Raw genomic sequence first — 7,574 nt, 5'->3', positions numbered from 1 at the left:
TACTTCTCCAAGTTGATTCCCTCCATGAATCTGTTGAAAACCAACACCGGATCGCAAATATCCAGAAAATCTGAAATATATAGTGGCAAAATTGCCTGTTTTGGTTTAGAATAATTAGTGGTTGAATTTTTCATTGGTTATGTAAATTTTACCACAAAAGGAGGTCCGCTGACTCGAAAGAGTCGGTGGACCTCCTTTGTTATTTGGGTCCGTGTTATTTCACAGCCCCTTTTTTAAGGAGGATTGACAACACCTTATTTGATGTCAATACGCTGGCCCGCCTGGATGGCGTCCGGATCAAGCTTTGGCAGGGTTACCGTGAGGACACCGTTTTCAAAGGCTGCTTCGATGCCATCGCGATTGATGTTGCGAATGATAAACTGACGGCTGTAGGCCAGGTTGGAACGTTCGCGGCGGATGTAGTGACGTTCGTCGTGCTGCTTTTCTTCAGCCTTAGGAGCATCCTTTTGATCAGCTGCAGCCTGGGCCGGTTTTGTTTCCTTTTCAGTCTGGTGCTGGGCGCGGAGCGTGAAGACGTCGTTAGCATAGGTCAGGGAAATGTCTTCTTTCGTCATGCCCGGCAGGTCGGCTGTCAGGATATATGCCTTGCCTGCATCTTCGATATCAATTTTCGGCAGGCGGTACTGTGTCGTTGGTGACGGCTGGAATAAGCCATTGAAAAAGTCATCAAACGTGTTGTCCGGAAATGCAAAATCTGTACTTACAGGAAATAAAGTTCTCATAGTAAAAACCTCTTTTCAATTCCGTGCCCTTAAGGGCAGGTACTTATTTGTTCTTTTGACCTTTTCGGTTAGAGGGTAACCTCTCTAACTACACTTATAGTATAACTCTGTTAGCCAATAAGTCAAGAGAGTGCTAATAAAAAATATCAAAAAAACAAAAGGAAAAATTAGATTGACAGGAGTGTCAGTTTTTGATAGAATAGCACTGTTGAAAACAAAGCAGAAGCTATCCGCCTCTCACCTTACACGACTAGAATGTTACTAAGGTAAAAGATGTAATGCTACAGGAACGGATAGCGTATGCATTCCGTTCTTTTTTTATGGAGGTGAACGACGATTAGTAAGGAATTACGTATAAACGATCAAATCAGAGCCCGCGAAGTCCGCGTGGTCAGCGATAGCAACGAACAGCTTGGTGTTATGTCTCTTCGTTCTGCGCGTCAGATTGCTGAAGAACGTCACGTGGATCTGGTAGAAGTTGCGCCCAATGGCAAACCGCCAGTATGCCGTATCATGAACTACGGTAAATATCGTTACGAACAGCAAAAACGGGAAAAAGAAGCGAAGAAGAAACAGAAAGTCTTGACGCTGAAAGAAGTAAAGCTCCGTCCTAACATCGAAGATCATGATTTCTATGTTAAGATGAAGGCTGCTGAACGTTTCCTGGAAGAAGGAAGCAAAGTCAAAGTCACGATTATGTTCCGCGGTCGTGAAATGAGCCATCCGGAACTGGGCGAAAAATTGTTGATACGTTTTGCTGATGAACTGAAGGACGTTTGCCACGTAGAAAAAGAACCTAAAGTTGAAGGCAGAAATATGACAATGGTCATCGCTGTCAATAAAGCAAAGTAAGAGGAGGACATTCAATTATGCCGAAATTAAAAACCCGCCGTGCTGCGGCTAAACGCTTTTCCACTACTGGTACGGGAAAAATCAAACGTATGAAACCGTACAAAAGCCACATTCTGGAATCTAAATCCCCGAAACGTAAACGTAATCTGAGAAAAGCAGCTCTGGTTGCTAAGACAACAGTTGATGCTGTTCGTAAGATGTGCCCGTACATCTAATCGTTACGTTGCGTATTTTAAAGTTATAGAGTTGGAGGAAATACATAATGGCTAGAATTAAAGTTGGCGTTACTGCACACGCTCGTCATAAAAAAATCTTAAAAATGGCTAAAGGCTATCGCGGCACTCGTTCCCGCCTCTTCAAAAAGGCTAACGAAAGTGTAATGAAAGCCCTGTACTACGCTCGTCGTGACCGTCGTGCAAAGAAACGCGAATTCCGTAAACTTTGGATTGCCCGTATCAACGCTGCCAGCCGTGCTAATGGCTTGAGCTATAGCCGTTTTATCTGCGGCCTGAACAAAGCCGGTGTCATCGTAGACCGTAAAATGCTGGCTGACCTGGCTGTTGCTGACGCAGCTGCTTTCACGAAGCTCGTTGAAATTGCCAAAGCGCAGTAAGAATATAAAAACGTCGTTCCTGGAACTATACCGGAAACGACGTTTTTTTGTTATCCTATTATTCGAGAAGCAGTTCTTCCAAATCTTCCGGCAGATTGCCTGGTGCTTTGGTGATAAAATAGCTGCTTACCCTGGGTGGCGCAAAGTCGAGGAGGGGAATGGAGCGCAACGTGCCCCGTTCCAAATATTCCTCGACCAGACTATGGGGCAGAAAGGAATAACCCAGCCCTTCTTCAATGTATTGCGGCAGTTTCGTACTGTTATCGATTTCCAAGGGAAAATGATGATACCGCGGGAAGAGATCCTGGATGTAAAGGCCTACACCTTGGAGAGCAAAATTGCAGAACAAGTAATTGATCTTCTGCAGATCTTCCTTGTGGATACCGTTGGCGTAGGTCGTATCCTCAGTGGCACAGACCAAATCGAGTGTATCCGTGCGGTAGAGTTTACAAATAAACCCATCGCGATAGAGGGCTGAATACGTAAAGACTACATCCAACAGGCCATCCTGCAGGCTGCGCAGCATTTCAGCGGTGTGACTGATAGTAATGTTAAGGGAAACGGCCGTGTTGGCTTTCATATAGGCGCGGATATTCTTTTGCAGATGACACTCATAAATCGTATTGGTCGAACCGATGTGAATCTTTTGGGCATATGCCGTAGGGCTTTGTAAATCCTGAAAGGCCGAGATTTCCAAGTCAATGAAGCGTTGGGCGTATTCTAAAAATTTTTCTCCTGCCGGTGTGAGATCGACCTGCTTGTGTGTACGGACAAATAATTCTTTCCCTAATTCTGTCTCCAAATCGTGGATCCTGTTGGTTACTGTTGATTGGGCGACGAAAAGCTGTTGGGCTGTTTTCGTAAAGTTTTTAATTTGAGCCAGGGCAATAAACGTTCGTAGCGTGTTGGTGTCCATAGTACTCCTTTCCTTTTATTTTTTAATTTAGAAAACGAATTGTTTAAATTAAAATAATCTATTTTACACATTGCACAAGGGTATTATATAATATAAACGATGAAGAAACAATATTAGAAAGAAACAATATTTCACATTATACAGATGGAGTTGAAATCAGGATGAATAAGAAAACCGTTCCCTTTAATGAAGAACAAATCCGCAAGATTATTGCTGACTATCCCACGCCGTTCCATATCTATGATGAACAGGCTATCCTTGATAATGTGCGTAAATTAATAAAAGCTTTTGACTGGGCATATGATTTTAAAGAATATTTTGCCGTCAAAGCCACGCCGAACCCCTATATCATGAAGCTGCTCAAGGCAGAAGGTGTCGGTTCGGACTGCAGCTCCCTGCCGGAACTGGAACTTTGCGACAAAGTGGGCATTCACGGCCGCGATATCGTCTTTTCCTCGAACGATACGCCCTATGAAGAATTTGCCCGGGCCATGGAATTAGGCGCACTCATCAATTTGGACGACATTTCCATGATCGACTATATGACCGAACGCGGTCCTTTGCCGGACTGGATGTGCGTCCGTTACAATCCGGGCCCGCTCCTCAAAGGCGGTAACGACATCATTGGTGTACCGGAAGAAGCCAAATACGGTATGACGCGGGAACAAGTCTTTGATGCTATCCGGATTCTCAAGGAAAAAGGTGTCCAGCATTTCGGCCTGCACACCATGGTTGTTTCCAACGAACTCGACCCGAACGGCCTCATCAACACGGCCAAGATGATGTTTGAACTGGCTGTAGATGTACAGAAAATGGTCGGCGTCAACATCGAATTCCTCGACTTCGGCGGCGGCATTGGTCTGCCGTACCGCCCGGAACAGTCTTTTGTCGATTACGATGTACTGAGCGCAGGCATCAAAAAGAATTTTGAAGCCATTATGGAACCGGCTGGCCTCCACAAATGCCGTATTTCCTTCGAATGCGGCCGTGCTATTACGGGCCCTTACGGCTACCTCGTAACGACGGCTATCCACCACAAGCACATTTGGAAGGAATACATTGGTGTCGATGCCTCTATGGCTAACCTCATGCGTCCGGGTATGTATGGTTCGTACCATCACCTGACAGTTATGGGCAAGGAAAACGCTCCCTTGGACCACGTCTATGACGTAACAGGCTCGCTCTGCGAAAACTGCGATAAATTTGCTACAGACCGCAGCCTGCCGGAAATCAACGATGGCGATATTCTCGTCATTCACGATACAGGTGCACATGGTCATTCCATGGGCTTCAACTATAATGGCAAACTCCGCTCGGCTGAATTGCTCCTGCATGCAGACGGCACGGTAACCAAGATTCGTCGTGCTGAAACGATAAACGATCTCTTTGCTACCCTTGATTTTTCCAACCTTTAAGAGCACCCGTAATCCCGGCCTTAGGGCCGGGATTTTTTTAGTAAAAAATTAACGTGACTCTAATATAAGACGTCACTTTTTATGGTAAAATATAATAATAAACTGGTAGAAGGGAGGAGAGCCTGTATGAGTATGGGATTTGATATGCTGGCCGGGCTTCAGCTGTGCATGGTCATCTTTCTCTTTGTGTTTGCCCTTCGTCATCATGCGCATAGTCAAGGGAAAATGCATCACTTTTTAATCTCACCGTGTCTGTATGTGCTGTGGAATGGTGTGACGATTTACTATTTTGCCGATTTCTTCTATTTGGCTGTCCTCTGGTTTATGATGGGGGCCTTGCTCAGCGTAGGCTGCGTTATCCTGATGCGGCACCATGTGCTGCACGTTTGCTATTATCAAACGGACGGGATGTTTTATTATCCCTGCACCTTGTGCATGCTCATCTTCCTGGTAGTGGAAATTCTGGTTCTCACAGGCGTGCAGGAGGCAGTTTATTATATGCCGTTATTAGTGCATTCCTGGCTCTTTAATGAATTACTAGGGTTTATTCCCGGTCTCGTCATGGGTTTGCTTTGGGGAATTTTATTCGTAGCCTTTTTCCTCTTTCATCCCCATAATCAGACAGAGCATACCGTGATGGATTAGGAGGGGAGAAGGGGTATGGATAGTGAAAAACGCCGGAAACGGATTATAGAAGTATTGGAAAAAGCAACGGGTCCCATAACAGGAGCTGAACTATCCCGGCAGTGTCATGTAAGTCGTCAGATCATTGTCGGCGATGTAGCTATGCTGCGTGCGCACGGTGAAGATATTATTTCTACACCGCGGGGCTACCAGCTGAATGCTTCAGGCAATGGCGGCATACAACGGACGTTTGTCGTTTGCCATGGTCCCGATCAGGTACGGGCCGAACTGGAAGCCATCGTAGATAACGGCGGTACTGTACAAAATGTCGTCATCGAACACGACGTATATGGATACCTGGAAGGAACCCTGCGCCTGCGTTCACGCCGCGATATTGAACAATACATCAAGAAAATGGCTGAATCCAAGTCTGAACTGCTGAGCCGGATCAGCGGTGGTATTCATTCTCACGTCGTTGAAGCTGCCTCGGAAGAGGATTTACAAGCCATTGAAGAGGCCTTGGAAAAGTTGCATATTCTGTATAAACAATAAGGTGCATGCATAAAAGCAATAGATATTTCTATTGCTTTTATTTTTTTTTAGGTGTATCATCTCTACATAGACAGCTGTCATGACAGCTATAAAAGAAATAAAAGAATTGGGAGGAGATTACACATGGTATTAGAACGATTGGAAGCATTGCCAGTCGGCTCGTTTCATTACAAATTACTCGCTGTAACAGGTTTGGGCTGGCTTTTTGACTCAATGGATACAGGCCTTATCGCCTTTATCCTGCCGGTCCTGGCTAAGGAATGGCAGCTGGCACCGGCGCAGATGGGCATGATCGGCAGTATCGGCCTTATCGGCATGGCCTTGGGCGCTGTCATTTCCGGTACTGTAGCCGATCATTTGGGCCGCAAGAAAGTGTTTTCGATTACGGTTTTATTGTATAGCATTGCTTCGGCTATGTGCGCTCTGGCATGGGATTATACGTCGCTATTATGTTTTCGCTTTCTCGTTGGCTTTGGTTTGGGCGGTGAACTGCCTGTAGCAGCAACGCTTGTATCGGAGTATGCGCCGTCCCGCGTACGTGGCCGCTTTATCGTTCTCCTGGAAAGCTTTTGGGGGTTGGGCTGGATCGTCGCCGCTTGCATTGCCTATTTCTTCATTCCTGTCTATGGCTGGCGTATGGCTTTTGGAATTGGTGCCCTGCCGGCGCTTTATGTATTCCTCATTCGCCTGCATATGCCGGAATCGGTTCGCTACCTCCTGGCCAAGGGACGTGTTCAGGAGGCAAGAGACATAGTCGTCAAGCTCGAAGAAAAACTGCACGTACCGGTACAGCCCTTTACGTCTGATCATGAAATATTACCGCCGAAGACGGTCGTATCTTTCCGCGAGCTTTGGAAGAAGCCTTTTATCTCGCGGACGGTTATGCTCTGGCTCGTTTGGTTTGGCATCAACTTTAGCTATTACGGCATCTTTATGTGGCTGCCGTCGATGGTCTTCCAACAAGGCTTTACAGTCGTAAAAACCTTTGAATACGTATTGGTCATGACGCTGGCTCAGCTGCCCGGTTATTATTGTGCTGCCTGGCTCGTCGACAAATTAGGGCGTAAGTATACCCTCTCGGCTTTCCTGTTATTTAGTGGTGTTGCCAGCTATTTCTTTGGTCATGCTGCAACAGCAACGACGCTTATGGTCTGGGGCTCTGTCATGAGCTTCTTTAACCTCGGCGCCTGGGGTGTCCTCTATACGTATACACCGGAACAGTATCCTACTACCATCCGGGCTCTCGGCAGCGGCTGGGCTGCCGGCTTCGGCCGCTTTGGCGGTATGGCAGCACCGCTCATGACAGGTATCGTCATTGGCCGCGGCTTTGGCTTTGGTTTTGTCTTCTATATGTTTGCCTTCGTATTCCTGGCAGTGGCCGCTGTCGTCCTTTCTCTGGGGATAGAAAGCAAGCAGAAGGACCTGGAAAGTATTACTACCGTGAGCCGTGTCTCATAAGAAAAAAACAAAAGAAATACAAAAAAAGCTGTCAATGTATATTGACAGCTTTTTGTTTTGATGGTAGAATTCTCTATGTCGCATGAACCGGAAGCAAGACAAGATAATTTAAACATTGACTTCAAAAATGATTTAAAAATATTGCTTGACAAGCTGGAATGATGTGATATAATAAACAAGCTGTTAGACGAAAGAACACAACAGCCGATGACCTTTGAAAACTGAACAATGTAAACATATGAAATGCCAGTGTGCGAGGTTCTATTTTTATAGAACGTCAACCAAATGTAACACAAACAATAAGTAAGACAGAGCTAGATAGCTCTTCACATATCATGGAGAGTTTGATCCTGGCTCAGGACGAACGCTGGCGGCGTGCTTAACACATGCAAGTCGAACGA

9 protein-coding genes and 1 rRNA gene are annotated in these 7,574 nt (G+C 45.9%); 8 read left to right on the top strand and 2 right to left on the bottom strand.

Going from position 1 to position 7,574, the window contains the following annotated elements; translation table 11 throughout:
- Window positions 1-254: 254 nt before the first annotated feature.
- On the bottom strand, window positions 255-743 hold the full coding sequence (locus H8J70_RS12075) for an Hsp20/alpha crystallin family protein (protein ID WP_186504543.1): 489 nt from the start codon (window positions 741-743) through the stop codon (window positions 255-257).
- Between the two features lie 336 nt (window positions 744-1,079).
- Here H8J70_RS12075 and infC point away from each other — a divergent pair, with 336 nt between their 5' ends.
- Genes infC through rplT form a run of 3 tightly spaced genes read left to right on the top strand, consistent with a single transcriptional unit; the run spans window position 1,080 to window position 2,208 of the window.
- A complete protein-coding gene (gene infC, locus H8J70_RS12070; protein ID WP_186504544.1) occupies window positions 1,080-1,595 on the top strand; it encodes a translation initiation factor IF-3 in 516 nt (171 codons plus the stop codon).
- A 17-nt stretch (window positions 1,596-1,612) separates the two neighbouring features.
- Complete coding sequence (gene rpmI, locus H8J70_RS12065; protein ID WP_186504542.1) at window positions 1,613-1,810, top strand: 50S ribosomal protein L35; 198 nt, start codon at window positions 1,613-1,615, stop codon at window positions 1,808-1,810.
- A gap of 47 nt (window positions 1,811-1,857) precedes the next feature.
- Window positions 1,858-2,208 (top strand): 50S ribosomal protein L20, encoded by a 351-nt coding sequence (gene rplT / locus H8J70_RS12060; RefSeq protein ID WP_186504541.1) that lies wholly within the window; start codon window positions 1,858-1,860, stop codon window positions 2,206-2,208.
- A 58-nt stretch (window positions 2,209-2,266) separates the two neighbouring features.
- Here the strand turns inward: rplT and H8J70_RS12055 are convergent, their stop codons facing one another.
- A complete protein-coding gene (locus H8J70_RS12055; protein ID WP_186504540.1) occupies window positions 2,267-3,124 on the bottom strand; it encodes a LysR family transcriptional regulator in 858 nt (285 codons plus the stop codon).
- 161 nt (window positions 3,125-3,285) lie between these two features.
- Here H8J70_RS12055 and H8J70_RS12050 point away from each other — a divergent pair, with 161 nt between their 5' ends.
- From H8J70_RS12050 to H8J70_RS12030, 5 genes are all read left to right on the top strand, one after another.
- Window positions 3,286-4,539, top strand: coding sequence for a diaminopimelate decarboxylase family protein (locus H8J70_RS12050; protein WP_186504539.1), 1,254 nt, complete (start codon window positions 3,286-3,288; stop codon window positions 4,537-4,539).
- Between the two features lie 126 nt (window positions 4,540-4,665).
- Window positions 4,666-5,184 (top strand): hypothetical protein, encoded by a 519-nt coding sequence (locus H8J70_RS12045; protein ID WP_186504538.1) that lies wholly within the window; start codon window positions 4,666-4,668, stop codon window positions 5,182-5,184.
- Window positions 5,185-5,199: 15 nt separating this feature from the next.
- The gene (locus H8J70_RS12040; protein ID WP_186504537.1) at window positions 5,200-5,715 is read left to right on the top strand and encodes a transcription repressor NadR; all 516 of its coding nucleotides are present in this window, start codon (window positions 5,200-5,202) and stop codon (window positions 5,713-5,715) included.
- Between the two features lie 123 nt (window positions 5,716-5,838).
- On the top strand, window positions 5,839-7,173 hold the full coding sequence (locus tag H8J70_RS12035) for an MFS transporter (RefSeq protein WP_186504536.1): 1,335 nt from the start codon (window positions 5,839-5,841) through the stop codon (window positions 7,171-7,173).
- Between the two features lie 332 nt (window positions 7,174-7,505).
- A 16S ribosomal RNA gene (locus H8J70_RS12030) occupies window positions 7,506-7,574 on the top strand; the annotation flags it as partial.

It is taken from the genome of Megasphaera hominis, from assembly GCF_014269395.1.
Lineage (GTDB): Bacteria > Bacillota > Negativicutes > Veillonellales > Megasphaeraceae > Megasphaera > Megasphaera hominis.
This window is presented reverse-complemented; position numbering and strand designations above follow the sequence as displayed.